Origin of the sequence: Kribbella sp. C-35, assembly GCF_046549195.1 — a bacterium.
Classification (GTDB): domain Bacteria; phylum Actinomycetota; class Actinomycetes; order Propionibacteriales; family Kribbellaceae; genus Kribbella.
In genome coordinates, this window is sequence record NZ_JAJPWG010000005.1 from 682,393 (window position 1) to 695,445 (window position 13,053).

The 13,053-nt window shown below is 69.3% G+C and carries 14 protein-coding genes; 8 read left to right on the top strand and 6 right to left on the bottom strand.

The features are described from left to right. The first annotated feature begins 150 nt into the window (after positions 1–150). Positions 151–972 carry an S-methyl-5'-thioadenosine phosphorylase gene (locus tag ACLJOO_RS33590; protein WP_410791684.1) on the top strand — a complete coding sequence of 274 codons (822 nt, stop codon included), beginning with the start codon at positions 151–153 and terminating at the stop codon, positions 970–972. Continuing rightward, on the top strand, positions 969–1,994 hold the full coding sequence (locus ACLJOO_RS33595; protein ID WP_410791685.1) for an NAD-dependent epimerase/dehydratase family protein: 1,026 nt from the start codon (positions 969–971) through the stop codon (positions 1,992–1,994). Before ACLJOO_RS33590 ends, ACLJOO_RS33595 begins: the two co-directional genes overlap by 4 nt. On the opposite strand, the gene ACLJOO_RS33600 is transcribed toward ACLJOO_RS33595, so the two are convergent. Both ACLJOO_RS33600 and ACLJOO_RS33605 read right to left on the bottom strand, forming a co-directional pair. Beyond that, the gene (locus ACLJOO_RS33600; protein WP_410791686.1) at positions 1,974–3,119 is read right to left on the bottom strand and encodes a sensor histidine kinase; all 1,146 of its coding nucleotides are present in this window, start codon (positions 3,117–3,119) and stop codon (positions 1,974–1,976) included. The two genes, ACLJOO_RS33595 and ACLJOO_RS33600, sit on opposite strands and share 21 nt — an antisense overlap. After that, positions 3,119–3,814: a response regulator transcription factor gene (locus ACLJOO_RS33605; protein WP_130388383.1), complete on the bottom strand. Its 696-nt coding sequence runs from the start codon at positions 3,812–3,814 to the stop codon at positions 3,119–3,121. Before ACLJOO_RS33605 ends, ACLJOO_RS33600 begins: the two co-directional genes overlap by 1 nt. A 122-nt stretch (positions 3,815–3,936) precedes the next feature. Between ACLJOO_RS33605 and ACLJOO_RS33610 the strand changes: the two genes are divergently transcribed. From ACLJOO_RS33610 to ACLJOO_RS33625, 4 genes are all read left to right on the top strand, one after another. Then, positions 3,937–4,587: a glycosyltransferase family 2 protein gene (locus ACLJOO_RS33610; protein ID WP_410791687.1), complete on the top strand. Its 651-nt coding sequence runs from the start codon at positions 3,937–3,939 to the stop codon at positions 4,585–4,587. Then, positions 4,584–5,834 carry a DUF2064 domain-containing protein gene (locus tag ACLJOO_RS33615; RefSeq protein WP_410791688.1) on the top strand — a complete coding sequence of 417 codons (1,251 nt, stop codon included), beginning with the start codon at positions 4,584–4,586 and terminating at the stop codon, positions 5,832–5,834. Before ACLJOO_RS33610 ends, ACLJOO_RS33615 begins: the two co-directional genes overlap by 4 nt. A gap of 230 nt (positions 5,835–6,064) precedes the next feature. Next, positions 6,065–7,264, top strand: a complete 1,200-nt coding sequence (locus ACLJOO_RS33620; protein WP_410791689.1) for a glycosyltransferase 87 family protein — start codon at positions 6,065–6,067, stop codon at positions 7,262–7,264. Next, a complete protein-coding gene (locus ACLJOO_RS33625) occupies positions 7,221–8,069 on the top strand; it encodes a RimK family alpha-L-glutamate ligase (protein WP_410791690.1) in 849 nt (282 codons plus the stop codon). The genes ACLJOO_RS33620 and ACLJOO_RS33625 overlap by 44 nt, the downstream gene beginning before the upstream one ends. Here ACLJOO_RS33625 and ACLJOO_RS33630 read toward each other — a convergent pair. Further along, positions 8,066–8,326, bottom strand: coding sequence for a WhiB family transcriptional regulator (locus ACLJOO_RS33630; RefSeq protein WP_131339534.1), 261 nt, complete (start codon positions 8,324–8,326; stop codon positions 8,066–8,068). The two genes, ACLJOO_RS33625 and ACLJOO_RS33630, sit on opposite strands and share 4 nt — an antisense overlap. 84 nt (positions 8,327–8,410) lie before the next feature. Between ACLJOO_RS33630 and ACLJOO_RS33635 the strand changes: the two genes are divergently transcribed. Further along, positions 8,411–9,337 (top strand): threonine/serine dehydratase, encoded by a 927-nt coding sequence (locus tag ACLJOO_RS33635; protein ID WP_410791691.1) that lies wholly within the window; start codon positions 8,411–8,413, stop codon positions 9,335–9,337. Here the strand turns inward: ACLJOO_RS33635 and ACLJOO_RS33640 are convergent. Beyond that, entirely contained in the window at positions 9,334–10,779 is a 1,446-nt protein-coding gene (locus ACLJOO_RS33640) for a glycosyltransferase family 87 protein (RefSeq protein ID WP_410791889.1), read from the bottom strand. The genes ACLJOO_RS33635 and ACLJOO_RS33640 overlap by 4 nt on opposite strands. Before the next feature lie 139 nt (positions 10,780–10,918). Continuing rightward, positions 10,919–11,410: a MarR family winged helix-turn-helix transcriptional regulator gene (locus ACLJOO_RS33645; RefSeq protein ID WP_410791692.1), complete on the bottom strand. Its 492-nt coding sequence runs from the start codon at positions 11,408–11,410 to the stop codon at positions 10,919–10,921. Positions 11,411–11,450: 40 nt separating this feature from the next. On the opposite strand from ACLJOO_RS33645, the gene ACLJOO_RS33650 reads away from it, so the two are divergent. Beyond that, positions 11,451–12,347 carry a DMT family transporter gene (locus ACLJOO_RS33650; protein WP_410791693.1) on the top strand — a complete coding sequence of 299 codons (897 nt, stop codon included), beginning with the start codon at positions 11,451–11,453 and terminating at the stop codon, positions 12,345–12,347. Here ACLJOO_RS33650 and ACLJOO_RS33655 read toward each other — a convergent pair. Next, a complete protein-coding gene (locus tag ACLJOO_RS33655) occupies positions 12,326–13,018 on the bottom strand; it encodes a glycoside hydrolase family 12 protein (RefSeq protein WP_410791694.1) in 693 nt (230 codons plus the stop codon). The two genes, ACLJOO_RS33650 and ACLJOO_RS33655, sit on opposite strands and share 22 nt — an antisense overlap. Positions 13,019–13,053: the final 35 nt, after the last annotated feature.

The window sequence follows — 13,053 nt, forward strand, 5'->3', positions numbered from 1 at the left end:
CCACTTTGAGCACCCACCAACCATTTCAAGCCCCGGAAAATGGTTGGTGGGTGCTCAAAGAGCGCTGAGTGGAGGGTGGGCGCTTACGGAGCGGTGACGGTGGGGGCTGATGGGGTGATCGATGGGTTGGGGCGGCATTAGCGTCGGAGTATGGCTGAGATTGGTGTGATCGGTGGGTCTGGGTTCTACTCGTTCCTGTCCGGTGCGGAGACCATCGAGATCGACACCCCGTACGGCGCACCCAGCGAGCCGCCGCTCGTTGGTAACCTCGACGGGCGGGAGGTCGCGTTTATTCCGCGGCACGGCGCTGACCACCGGTTCCCGCCGCACCGCGTGAACTATCGCGCGAACCTGTGGGCATTACGCGAGCTCGGCGTCCGCCAGGTCCTCGGCCCCTGCGCGGTCGGATCGCTCAAGTCTGAGCTGACCCCCGGCACATTCGTGGTCCCCGACCAGTACGTCGATCGCACGTGGGGCCGGGAACACACGGTGTACGACGAGGCGCCGGTGGTCCACACGTCCGCCGCAGACCCGTACTGTCCCGCCGGTCGCGCCACGGTGATTGCCGCTGGCAACGTCGTACCCGAAGGCACGATGGTGGTCATCAACGGACCGAGGTTCTCGACCCGCGCCGAGTCGCAGTGGCACGCGGCGCAGGGCTGGTCGGTCGTCGGCATGACCGGCGCGCCCGAGGCGGCGATCGCGCGCGAGCTCGCGCTCTGCTACACGTCGATCGCCGTCGTCACCGACCACGACGCCGGCGTCGAGACCGGCACCGGCGTGACCCAGGCCGAGGTCTTCGAGGCGTTCAAGCACAGCATCGAACGCCTTCAACAGCTGTTGAAGGTCGTCATCGGCCAGCTCCCGAAACCCGACGCCGACTGCACCTGCCGCCACGTCCTCGACGGCACCGCAGCCGCGACACCAGCAGTTGAGGCATCAGCGGTTGCGGCACCGGCGGTTGCGCGATGAAGGTCCTGCTCACCGGCGGCGCCGGGTTCATCGGCCGTCACGTCCACGACCAACTCCTTGCCGAGGGCCACGAAGTCACCGTTCTCGACTCGTTCCGGCCGGACGTGCACGCCGCACGCCCCGCGAGCCGACCCGGCCTGATCGTCGGCGACATCCGCGACGCGGACACCATGACCAGGGCGATGGACGGCATCGACACCGTCATCCACCTGGCCGCGAAGGTCGGCCTCGGCGTCCATCTCGACGACATCGACGACTACGTCTCCTCCAACAGCCTCGGTACGGCGGTCCTCCTGAAGTCCCTCGGCAACGTCCGCAACCTCGTCTACGCGAGCTCGATGGTCGTGTACGGCGAGGGCCGCTACGAGTGCGACGACCACGGACAGGTCGCTCCGGGACCCCGCCGTACCGAAGACCTGGACGTAGGCCGCTTCGAACCGCCCTGCCCGCGCTGTGGCGCCCCGCTGCGGCCCGGTCTCGTGACCGAGGACGCCGTACTGGATCCGCGGAACGCCTACGCGGCCAGCAAACTCAACGGCGAGCACCTCGCCGCCGCCTGGGCCCGCGAGACGGGCGGCCGCGTCACGGCGCTCCGCTTCCACAACGTGTACGGCCCCGGCATGCCGCGCAATACGCCGTACGCCGGAGTCGCCGCGATCTTCCGCTCCGCGCTCGAACGGGGCGAGACGCCGCGCGTCTTCGAAGATGGCCGTCAACGCCGCGACTTCGTGCACGTCCGCGACGTCGCGGCCGCGGTCACGCTGTCAGCGGCCGCACTCCCTCACCAGCCGCCGTTCACGGCGTACAACGTCGGCAGCGGCACCGTCACCACGATCGGCGAGGTCGCCACCGAGCTGGCCCGCGCATACGGCGGCCCGCCGCCCGTCGTCACCGGCGAGTACCGCCTCGGCGATGTTCGGCACATCACCGCGTCGTCCGACCGCCTGAAGAACGGGCTGGGCTGGAAGCCGGCGTACGACCTGCAAACCGGTCTCGAGGATCTACTCCACTCGGCTGGCTAGTACGGGCGGGAGGTCGATCTCGAAGGCGCAGCCGCCGTCGACGTTGCTGACGGCAATCTTCCCGTCGTGGGACTCGACCACACCGCGCGCGATCGCCAGCCCCAGGCCGCCGCCGCCCGCATCGGGCGTGCGCTGCTCGTCGCCGCGCCAGCCGACATCGAAGACGCGTTCGAGATCGTCGGCCGGAATCCCGCCGCAGCCGTCGGTCACCGCGAGCCGGACCCGCCCGTCGAGTTCGCGATCGACCGTCAGCGTCACCGTCCCGCCCGCCGACGTGTGGCGGATCGCGTTCCCGACCAGGTTGGTGACGGCGCGCGTCAGCTCGTCCGGATCCCCTTGTACGGCGAGCCGATCGTCGTCACCCGGCGTCGAAACGGCCAGCTGAACGCCTTCCGCCCGCGCATGCTCGTTGTTCTCCCCCGCGACGTCCTCGGCCAGCTCCCGCAGACTCACCGCCGACCGCCGGCGCGGCGGCGGCGCCGTCGACAACCGCGACAGCTCGAACAGGTCGTCCACCAGCCCGGTCATCCGGTCGACCGTCGACCGCATCTGCCGCAACGCGCCCGGTACGTCGTCGATCACGCCGTCCTCGAGCCCTTCCGACACCGCCCGCAGCCCGGCCAGCGGCGTCCGCAGATCATGCGACATGAACGCCACCAGCTCCCGCCGGCTCGTCTCCAGCGCCCGCTCCCGCTGATGCGACGCGGCGAGCTTCTTCCGCGTCATCTCCAACTCGTTCGTCAACGCGGCCAGCTCCGCGGGAACCACCACACCAGCAGCTTCGGTCGGCTCGTACGACGTACCGAGATGACGCAACCGCCGTCCGACGTCTCGCGACCCCACAGTGATCCAGTGCCCGAGAAGCACCGACATCGCCAGCCCGAGCAACGCCGCGAACGCCAGCGTCCACAGCACCACCCACGAGTCGTGCTCGGAGATGAACATCGCCCGCACGCTCTGCAGCACCGCCGCCAGCGCCCCGGCCATCGGAGCCAGCGCGGCCACGATCATCGTGACCCGCAACGACCGCCGCCGGAACCGCCACAGCACAACCGCGCCGACCGCCGCCACCACGAGCGTCCAGAGCGTGGTGAGCGCCAGGATCGTCGCCATATCTCTGTTCATCAGGCGTCACCGGCGAACAGGTACCCGGTCCGCGGCACGGTCAGCACGAGTTTCGGGTCGGACGGATCCGCCTCGATCTTCTCCCGCAACCGCCGTACGTGCACAGTGACCGTCGACGAGTCGCCGAAGTCCCAGCCCCACACACGGCGGAGCAACTCGGCCTTCGTGTACGCCTTGCCGGCATGCGACACCAGGTACGCCAGCAGGTCGAACTCGCGATGCGTCAGCGACAGCTCGTCCTCACCGAGGTACGCGCGCCGCGCCGCCGTGTCGACCATGACCGGCCCCGCGCTCAGCTTGGTCGGCGTCAGATCGAGCCCGGCCAGGCGCTCCTCGCGCCGTACCATCGCCTGCACCCGCAGCGTCAGCTCCCGCGGGCTGAACGGCTTGACCACGTAGTCATCCGCACCGACCTCGAGGCCGACCAGCCGGTCCTCCTCCTCGCCGCGCGCAGACAGCATGATCACCGCGGCACCGTCGTCGGCCGCGCGCATCCGGCGCAGCACCTCGAGTCCGGACAGCCCGGGCAGCATCACATCCAGTACGACGACCGACGGTTTCCACTGCTGCCACACCTCAACCGCCGAGGCACCGTCCGCGACCACGCGGGCGTCGTACCCGGCCTTGGTCAGGTACGCCGAGACGACGTTCGACACGGTCGGGTCGTCGTCCACCACAAGAACACGAGTAGCCACGGTCCGAGCGTAGATCCTCCGCCCGTCCCGGAGCCGCACCAGCACCGGAACGCAGTACGCCGTAAGCGACCCGTAGTCGTGTTCAGGCCCTGGCGACGCGGGTTCGTCCTTACCGTCGAAGCATGTCCGTCGATCTCGTCCTGCCGTGCCTGAACGAGGCGGCCGCCCTGCCCTGGGTTCTCGAACGGCTCCCGCCCGGCGTCCGCTCCATCGTCGTCGACAACGGCTCCACCGACGACTCGGCCGCCGTCGCCGCACGACTGGGCGCGACCGTCGTGCAGTGCAAGATCAAGGGGTACGGCGCTGCGTGTCATGCCGGTCTGGAGGCGGCCGAGGCGGACGTCGTCGCGGTGATGGATGCGGACGCCTCGCTCGATCCGCGGCAACTGGTCCGGGTCACCGCGCCGGTCCTTGCCGGCCGTGCGGATCTGATCGTCGCCCGTCGCCGTCCGGTGTCGCGGCAGGTCTGGCCGTGGCATCTCCGGCTGGCGAATGCGGAGCTGTCCCGGCGGATCAGGCGCCGTACGGGCGTCGCTTTGCACGATCTCGGTCCGATGCGCGCTGCCCGGCGTACCGCGCTGCTCGAACTCGGGCTGACGGATCGACGGTCCGGATACCCGTTGGAGACCGTGGTCCGCGCCGCCGACGCCGGCTGGCGGATCGCGGAGGTCGACGTCGACTACCTCCCGCGCTCGGGCCGCTCGAAAGTCACCGGTACGCCGCTCGGCGCCGCCCGCGCCGTACTCGACATGTCGAAGGTGCTCGCCCGGTGAACACGTTGATCGTGATCGCGAAGGAGCCGGTGCCGGGGCGGGTGAAGACGCGGCTGCAGAGCGAGTTCACTGCGCGGGAGGCGGCTGCGCTCGCGCGGGCGTCGCTCGTCGACACGCTCAGCGCGGTCAAGTTCGCGCCCGCGACGCGGCGGGTGATCGTGCTCGAGGGTGAGGCGGGGCCTTGGTTGCCGCCTGGGTTCGAGGTCGTGAAGCAACGCGGCGGCGGGCTCGACGAGCGGCTCGCGGCGGCGTTCGAGGACGTGTACGACGGTACGCCGATGCTGCTCGTCGGGATGGACACGCCGCAGCTACGGCCGGAGCTGCTCGGGTTCGAGTGGGCCGAGTACGACGCCGTACTGGGGCTGACCGAGGACGGCGGGTACTGGTGCCTCGGGCTCCGTACGTCGGATCCGCGCGCGCTGATCGGCGTACCGATGTCGACCGATCACACCGGGCGCGATCAGCTCCGGCGGTTGCTGGCGTTGGGGTTGCGGGTGCGGATCCTGCCGACGCTGCGGGACATGGACACGCCGCAGGATGCGGCGTACCTCGCTGAGGCGTTCCCGTCGTTGCGGGTGTCGCGGCTGTACCGGCGACTGCAGCATGCGGCGCATCCGGGACTGCTGTTCGAGCAGGCGCTGGGTGGTACGGCGCGAGTTGTTGCCACCGGCATCGATGGACGGACTGTGCCGTCGTTGTCCGAAGTAGATCGTTGGACGGCGCCGGCGGATGACGTGGATCGGCTCGCGCTCAGTCGGTGTGAGGGGCCGGTGCTGGACATCGGGTGCGGGCCGGGGCGGATCGTCACTGCGCTTGCGGAACGCGGAATCCCGGCGCTCGGGGTGGATGTGTCGCCGCGGGCGGTGTCGCTCACCACGTCGCGTGGTGCGGCCGCGCTGCATCGTCCGGTGCAGGATCGGCTGCCGGGCGAGGGGCGCTGGGGCAGCGTGCTGCTGATGGACGGGAACATCGGGATCGGCGGTGATCCGGCCGATCTCCTGCGTCGCTGCGCCGAGCTCGTGCGTCCCGACGGTCTCGTGCTGGTCGAGGTCGACCCGGACGACGATCTCGACGACAGCACCCCGATCGTCCTCCGCAGCTCCACCGGCCGCCACTCCACCCCGTTGCCCTGGGCAAGAGTAGGCACCCGAGCCCTGATCCGCCACGCCCGCACCACCCACCTCCACCCCACCGAAGACTGGCGCACCCCCCACCGAGCCTTCCTAACCCTCCGCCGAACCGCATGACTGCCCCAGACCGCGACTTTGGGCTCGGTTCAGTCAAATTCTGGCGCCGGAAATGGTCGAACGGCGCACAAAGTAGCGCTTGGTGGGTCGGTGGGGTCGCTGCGGTCACGAGTTGTGGGGTGGTTGTGGCGGCGGGGTCGCGGTGGTGGCCGGATGTGGTGTTGGTGGTGGGGACTCTTGTGGTTGCGGGGTTGGTGTGGCGGTTCGGGCGGGGGTTGAGTGTTGGTCTGGTGGTGGTCGTGGCGGGGTTGTGTCAGCTGCCGGGGCTGACGCAGGCGCCGATTACGAGCACGGACGCCTACCGGTACGTGTGGGACGGGCGGGTGCAGTTGTCGGGGCATTCGCCGTACGGCTATGTGCCGCTCGACGACTCGCTGGCCCAGCTGCGGGATCCCGTGCTGTTCCCGGGACTGTCTCCAGACCAGCGCTCCGGCGTAACGGGCATCCCGAACGACCCGGCGCAACTCCCGGTTGACGACCCCAGGACGCGGATCAACCGCCCCGGCGTGCCAACCATCTACCCACCAATCGCCGAGGCCTACTTCACCGTCGTCGCCCTGTTCACCCCGTGGTCGGCCGGCACCCTCGGACTCCAGATAGCAGCCGCATTGATCGCGATCGCACTCACCTGGCTACTCGCCGTGCAGAACCCGCGTTGGGCCGCCCTGTGGGGTTGGTCACCGATCGTCGCTCTCGAGGCGAGCAACGCCGCCCACGTCGACGTCCTCGCCGCGCTCTTCATCACAGCCGCCGTCGTCACCACCGCCCGCAGACCGAAACTCGCCGCCGTCCTCCTCGGAGCGGCCGGCAGCGTCAAGCTCCTCCCCCTCCTGCTGCTCCCCGCGTTCCGCCGCCGGCGCCCACTCGTTGCCCTAGGCACCTTCATCGCCTCGTACGTCCCGCACGTCCTTGCCGTCGGCACCCTGGTACTCGGTTTCCTCCCCGGCTACCTCAACCAGGAAGGGTTCGAGGACGGCAGCTCCCGATCCGCGATTCTCGCGCTCCTGCTGCCTCCTGAGGCCCGCCAGGTCGTCGCCGCGGTCCTCGCACTCGCCCTCGCGGCCCTCGCCTTCCACCGCGCCCGACGCGACCCGATCGCCCTCACCTGCTGCTGGCTGTACGGCGCGGCGCTCCTGATCGCCACCCCGACGTACCCGTGGTACGGCCTCCCGCTCATCGCCCTCGCCGCACTGGCAAGCCGCCCCGAGTGGATCGCCGTACCGCTCGCGTCGTACCTCGCCTACGCGAGCTTCGGCCACGACACCCGCCAGGGCCTCATTCACCTGACCGCCGCTGTCATCGTGGTCGCCGGACTCACGATCCGTCACCAACTCGTTGCGAAGTCAGGTTTGACCGCACCGCCCTTCCCCGCCAACACTGGCGAGCGTGACGAATCGCATCGCCCTCGCAACCTCGGCCGACTACGCTGAGTTGCACCCTGACGAACGCCCGCTCCTGGACGCGCTCCGCGCCGCAGGCCTCGACCCGGTGGTCGAGGTCTGGACCGACCCGTCGGTCGACTGGTCCGCGTACGACGCCGTCCTGCTGCGCACGGTCTGGGACTACTTCTGGCTGTACGCCGAATTCACCGAGTGGCTCGCCCAGCTCGACAAGGCCGGCGTACCGGTTCTGAACGCCACGGATCAGGTCCGCTGGAACAGCGACAAGCAGTACCTGCTCGAACTGCGCGAGCGCGGCGTGGCGATCGTTCCGTCCCAGGTCGCGGCGGGCGCGTGCCTGCGCGAGGTGGTGGCCGGACTGTCCGGTCAGCAGATCGTCGTCAAGCCGACCGTGGGCGGCAACGCGCTGCACACGGTCCGTGGCGTCGCCGGCTCCCCCGAGTTCGAGCAGGCGTTGAGCGATCTGCCGGACGTGGTGTACCTCGTGCAGCCGTTCGTGCCGGAGATCCAGTCCGACGGCGAGTGGTCGCTGCTGTTCTTCAACGGCGAGTTCAGCCACGCGGTGGTCAAGCGTCCCGCGTCCGGCGACTACCGGGTCCAGGAGTCGTACGGCGGCCAGACGACGCCGACCGACCCGCCTGCCGCCGTACTCGAAAGCGCCCAGGCCGCCCTGGCTGCCTCCGGGCCGACGCCCACCTACGCCCGGGTCGACGGAGTCGTCGTCAACGACCGCTTCCTGCTGATGGAGATCGAGCTCATCGAGCCGTACCTGTTCCTGCCGCAGTCCCCCTACGCCGCCGGCAAACTCGCCGCCGCGGTCGCCGCCCGCATCTAGCTCGCAGCGGATTCCGGGTGGCCCCGGCGACGCCCGTACAGCAGGGTCTCGCCGGCGGCCGTCCCGGTGTACTTCGTCCGCCGTGCCCACTCCCGGCACTCAGCGAGCACCGGGCACGAGGTCAGGCACAGCTCACGCGCCTTCCGCTGCTCCCACCGGGAGGCGTCCTCGTCGTACGTCGGCGCCTGGCCGATACACGCGGCCCGGCTCATCCAGCGGTCGGCGGGATCCACGATCACGGTCAACGTCGGCCTCATGACACCGACGGTAGATCGCCCGCGACCGCCCGCAGTCTTTGTCTCGAAATATGATCAACCTACTAGACTTTTATCCTCGCCTGTATGCCGACGCTCGAAGACATCCGCCAGGCCGCCAGCGAGCTCGAGGGACGGATCCACCGGACACCGATACTGACTTCGTCCGCACTGAACGAACGGTTCGCGGCCGACCTGGTGCTCAAGGCCGAGCTGTTCCAGAAGACCGGCAGCTTCAAGGTCCGCGGACTGCTGACGAAGCTGCTGCGGTTGACGACCGCGGAGCGCGAGCGCGGTGTCATCACGGTGTCGGCGGGCAACGCGGCCGGCGCTCTGGCCTGGGCCGCACGAGACGCCGGGGCGCCGGCGACGGTGGTGATGGCGGCGACCGCCGTACCGGCGAAGATCGACGCGGCCCGCGGCTACGGCGCGACCGTCGAACTCGTCGAGGGTGACCTGATGGCGCAGTACGAGCGGATCCGGGACGACCGGCAGCTGACCGGCGTTCACCCGTTCGACGACGAGGACGTGATCCTCGGGCACGCCGGCCTCGGTCTGGAACTGTTGGCGGACCGCCCGGATCTCGACACCGTCCTGGTTCCGGTGGGCGGCGGCGGGCTGATCTCGGGGGTCGCGACGGCGGTGAAACTGCTGAAGCCGGCGATCCGCGTGATCGGGATCGAGCCGGAGCAGGCCGATGTGGTGAGCCGCAGCCTCGGGGCCGGCGTACCGCAGAAGCTCCTGACCGCACGGTCGATCGCCGACGGCCTCGCCGCACCGGTCTGCGGCACCCGGAACCTCCCGCTCATCCAGCAGTACGTCGACGACGTCGTCCGCGTGTCCGAGGACGCACTGCTCGAGGCGACGCGCCTGGTCATGTCACGGACCAAGCTCGCCCTCGAACCGGCGGCCGCAGCACCCTTCGCGGCAATGCTCGAGGGCTTCCGGCCCGAAGGCGTCACGGCCGCCGTGGTGAGCGGCGGCAACCTGGACGTCGCGAAACTGAGGTTCTAGGCGGTTGCGAGGTCGGCCCGGGCCCGGGATCTGACGCCGTCGCTGGGATCGTCGACCACGTCACCGTGACGGACCGGATCGTTCTCCGGGAGCAGGATGTCGCGCGCGACCACCAGCATCAGCCAGAGCGTGCCGGCCATACGCAGGATCACCGAGAACCAGTAGATCCGGTCCGGGATCTGCGGGTCGCCAGGCGCCAGGAACTGCGCCAGATGCATCCACACCAGCATCCAGTAGAAGCATTCGCACGCCTGCCAGATCAACCAGTCACGCAACCGCGGCCGGGCCAGCGCGACCAGCGGTAGCAGCCACAGCACGTACTGCGGTGAATAGACCTTGTTGATCAGCAGGAACGCCGCCACCACCAGGAACGCGAGCTGCGCGAATCTGGGCGGCCGCGGCGCCATCAGGCCGAGGATCGCGATCGACAGGCACAACCCGGCGAAGATCACGATGTTCAACTGGTTGACGTCCGCGACCTCGTGCTTGGCCAGCTTGAGGACGTACCAGATCGAGCCGTAGTCGCTCTCGCGTTCGTCGTTGAACTGCCAGAACGACAGCCACTCGTTCTTCGCGAGCAGGTAGATGGGCGCGTTCACGAGTCCCCACGCGACCGCGGTCGCCACCGTCGCCTGGATCCACGGCCACAGCTTCCGTCCGCGGATGCAGACGATCAGCAACGGACCGAGCAGCAGGAACGGGTAGAACTTCGCCGCCGTCCCGAGCCCGAGCAGTACGCCGAACCAGATGGGTTTCCCGCGCGACCACGCGAACATCGCCCCGGCGGTCAACGCGACCGCGAACAGGTCCCAGTTGATCGTCGACGTCAGTGCGAGCGCCGGCGCCGCGGCGACGTACAGGGCGTCCAACGGCTGTCCACGGGCCGCGCCCGGGCGTCTTGCGACCCCGCGCGCGGTCGCGACCGTGAGGCCGACGATCAGCAACGCGCAGAGGAACAGCAGCACGGTGTTGACCAGGAAGAACACCCCGGCCGTGTCGCGCTTCTGCTCGACGGTCAGGTCCTTCTTCGGATCGCCGGTAATCACCCAGGTGAGCTGCGCCGCGACCTCCATGAAGCCGCCGGTCAGCACCGGGTACTCCAGCACCGGGTAGTTGCCGGTGTCGAGGAACGGCCGGTTGCCCTCCGCGAAACCGCGCTCCTGGTACAGGAACCCGATGTCGGAGTAGCAGAGCGCCTTGAACGGCCGCCAGCTCTGCCGGTCCCAGCCGGCCTCCATGCACGGCGCCTTCTGCAGCACGCCGAGGCCGAAGGTGAGCGTGCAGACGGCGAGCGCGATCCGCAGCGGCGTCCACCACGACGAGCTGAGCCTGGCGAACCGTCCCGACGGTCCACCGAGCCCGACGGTCAGGCCGGCGACGGCCGGATCAGCCTCCGACGGCGTCTGCGCGAGCTCGCGTTGTGGTCCGGTCACGGTGGGCATCATCTCCTATCGGGCCCCTGGCGACCACCAGAGGTTACCCACCCGTGCCTGAAGGCGGGCGCAGGCCGTCCCCGCGCGCCGTCAACCAAAGGCATGCGCAATCAGTGCGGAAGCGGTCCGGTCCGGTTCACCTGCAAGGTCAATCGTCCGGCTCGAGGCGGGCGAGCCAGCTGGTGAGGAGCTTCTCGAGCTGCGCGGTCTCGCCCGGCGTCAGGGCTTCGAGGAGGCGCTTCTCGTTGGCCATGTGAGCAGTGAAGGCCTTGTCGATCAGCCGGCGCCCGGCGGGCGTCAGGCGGACCACCCGGCCGCGGCCGTCGGCGTCGCTGCGCCGGCGATGGACCAGACCGGCTTCCTCGAGCCGGTCGACCCGCTTGGTAACCGCGCCCGTGGTCACCATCGTGTGCAGCGCGATCTCCCCCGGCGCCCGCTCGTACGGCGCTCCCGCACGCCGCAGCGCTGCGAGAACGTCGAACTCCCCCTCGGTCAGCCCGTACTTCGCGTAGAGCAGCGTCAGCTCGCCGGTCAGCTGATTCGCGATCCGATGCAGCCGTCCGATCACGCCCTGCGGGGCGGTGTCGACGTCCGGTCGCTCGACCTGCCACTCCGCCTGGATTCTCGCTACGTGGTCCACGGATTCCACTATATCTTCCCGGGAAGATATAGTGTCTTCCATGGAAGATACCTTCCGCTGGAGTGTCGTCACCGCGATCGCGCCGATCGCCTGGGGCACGAACTACTTCGTCACCCACGAGTACCTGCCGGCCGGACATCCCTTGTACGGCGCAGTGTTCCGCGCACTGCCCGCGGGGCTTCTCCTGCTCGCATTAGCCCGACGCCTCCCCCGCGGCGTCTGGTGGTGGCGATCGCTGCTGCTCGGGATCTGCAACATGGGCGCGTTCTTCGCGCTGATCTACCTCGCGTCCCAGCTGCTCCCGGTCAGCCTCGCGTCGACGATCATGTCCGCGGCGCCGTTCACCATGGCGCTCTTCGCCTGGGGCCTGCTCGCGGAACGCCCGACCGCTCAGGTCCTGATCGGCGCGACCGCCGGGATCGCCGGCGTCGTACTGCTCCTCGGCGCCGGATCGTCCGCGGTCGACCTTCGCGGCGTAGTGGCGTCGGCGGCCGCGCTGACGATGTCCTCGTGCGGCTATGTCCTGGCCAAGAAGTGGGGTCGGGCCGGCGAGGGTCCGCTCGCGACGACCTCATGGCAGCTGGTCGCCGGCGGTCTCGTCCTGATCCCGTTCGCGATCGTCGTCGAAGGCGCCCCGCCACGCCTCGACGGACCGGCCGTCGCCGGTTTCGCGTACGTCGGACTCGTCGCGACCGCCCTGGCGTTCACGGCCTGGTTCGCGGGCCTTCGCAGACTCCCTGCGGCCACCGTGGGCCTCATCGGGCTGCTGAATCCGGTCACCGGCGTACTGCTCGGGGTCCTGGTCTCCGGGGAGGTGCTGAACCTGCGACAGGTCGGCGGGCTCGCCCTGGTACTGCTCGGCATCACGCTCAGCCAAGTCAGGGTGAACCCGCCGACCCCCGTCGCTCGCGTGCGTCAGTTGGACGTGACGGAGTAGGAGTTGCTGGTGAAGTTCAGGCCGCCGGACGACGAGGTGATCTCGAAGCCGAACTGGACTTCGCCGACGGTCGCGTCACCCATCCAGCCCTGGCTGCGGATCCAGTTCAGGACGGCCTTGATGTCGACGGAGCCGGAGTTGGTGTTGGACGTACGGAGGAACGAGAACACCGCGTTGGCGCCGTTGCTGCCGCGGTAGACGTCCCACGTGTGGCCGCCGACACCGACCGTGGTCTGCTTGCTGCCGATCGGCCCGACCGCGCCCTGCTTGTTCATCCAGAGCATGATCTCGTAGGCGTTGTTGCCGGCCCAGATGTCGTACGTCGACGCGTACGATCCACTGCCCGGTCGCGACACGTTGAAGCTGCTGCTCAGCGTGCCGAGGGCACTGACCGGCTTGCCGATGTATCGGGCGGAGTGCGGGTACGACTTCACGCCGCCGGTGTTCGGGTGGTCGGCCCAGACTCCCCAGTTGCTGAAGGAGTTGGCCCAGATGGTCTGCGGTCCGGCGCCACTGCCCCAGACGTCATTGCGGACGGTGTACCCGCCGTTGGACCAGCTGCCGAACTTGTCCGACGACGACCACGTCGCCGCGTGGGCCGGTGCCGCGGTCACCAGGCCCGCGGCCAGTACTGTCAGTACCGCGATTGCTGCTTTCCACCATCTCTGCATTTCTGTTCCTCTCGTTGGGGCGAACGCAGGGGAAA

Bases quoted from the DNA above. Each gene is read 5' to 3' on its own strand.
- ACLJOO_RS33590 (WP_410791684.1), top strand. From the start codon at position 151: ATGGCTGAGATTGGTGTGATCGGTGGGTCTGGGTTCTACTCGTTCCTG.
- ACLJOO_RS33595 (WP_410791685.1), top strand. From the start codon at position 969: ATGAAGGTCCTGCTCACCGGCGGCGCCGGGTTCATCGGCCGTCACGTC.
- ACLJOO_RS33600 (WP_410791686.1), bottom strand. From the start codon at position 3,119: ATGAACAGAGATATGGCGACGATCCTGGCGCTCACCACGCTCTGGACG.
- ACLJOO_RS33610 (WP_410791687.1), top strand. From the start codon at position 3,937: ATGTCCGTCGATCTCGTCCTGCCGTGCCTGAACGAGGCGGCCGCCCTG.
- ACLJOO_RS33630 (WP_131339534.1), bottom strand. From the start codon at position 8,326: ATGAGGCCGACGTTGACCGTGATCGTGGATCCCGCCGACCGCTGGATG.
- ACLJOO_RS33635 (WP_410791691.1), top strand. From the start codon at position 8,411: ATGCCGACGCTCGAAGACATCCGCCAGGCCGCCAGCGAGCTCGAGGGA.
- ACLJOO_RS33640 (WP_410791889.1), bottom strand. From the start codon at position 10,779: ATGCCCACCGTGACCGGACCACAACGCGAGCTCGCGCAGACGCCGTCG.
- ACLJOO_RS33650 (WP_410791693.1), top strand. From the start codon at position 11,451: ATGGAAGATACCTTCCGCTGGAGTGTCGTCACCGCGATCGCGCCGATC.
- ACLJOO_RS33655 (WP_410791694.1), bottom strand. From the start codon at position 13,018: ATGCAGAGATGGTGGAAAGCAGCAATCGCGGTACTGACAGTACTGGCC.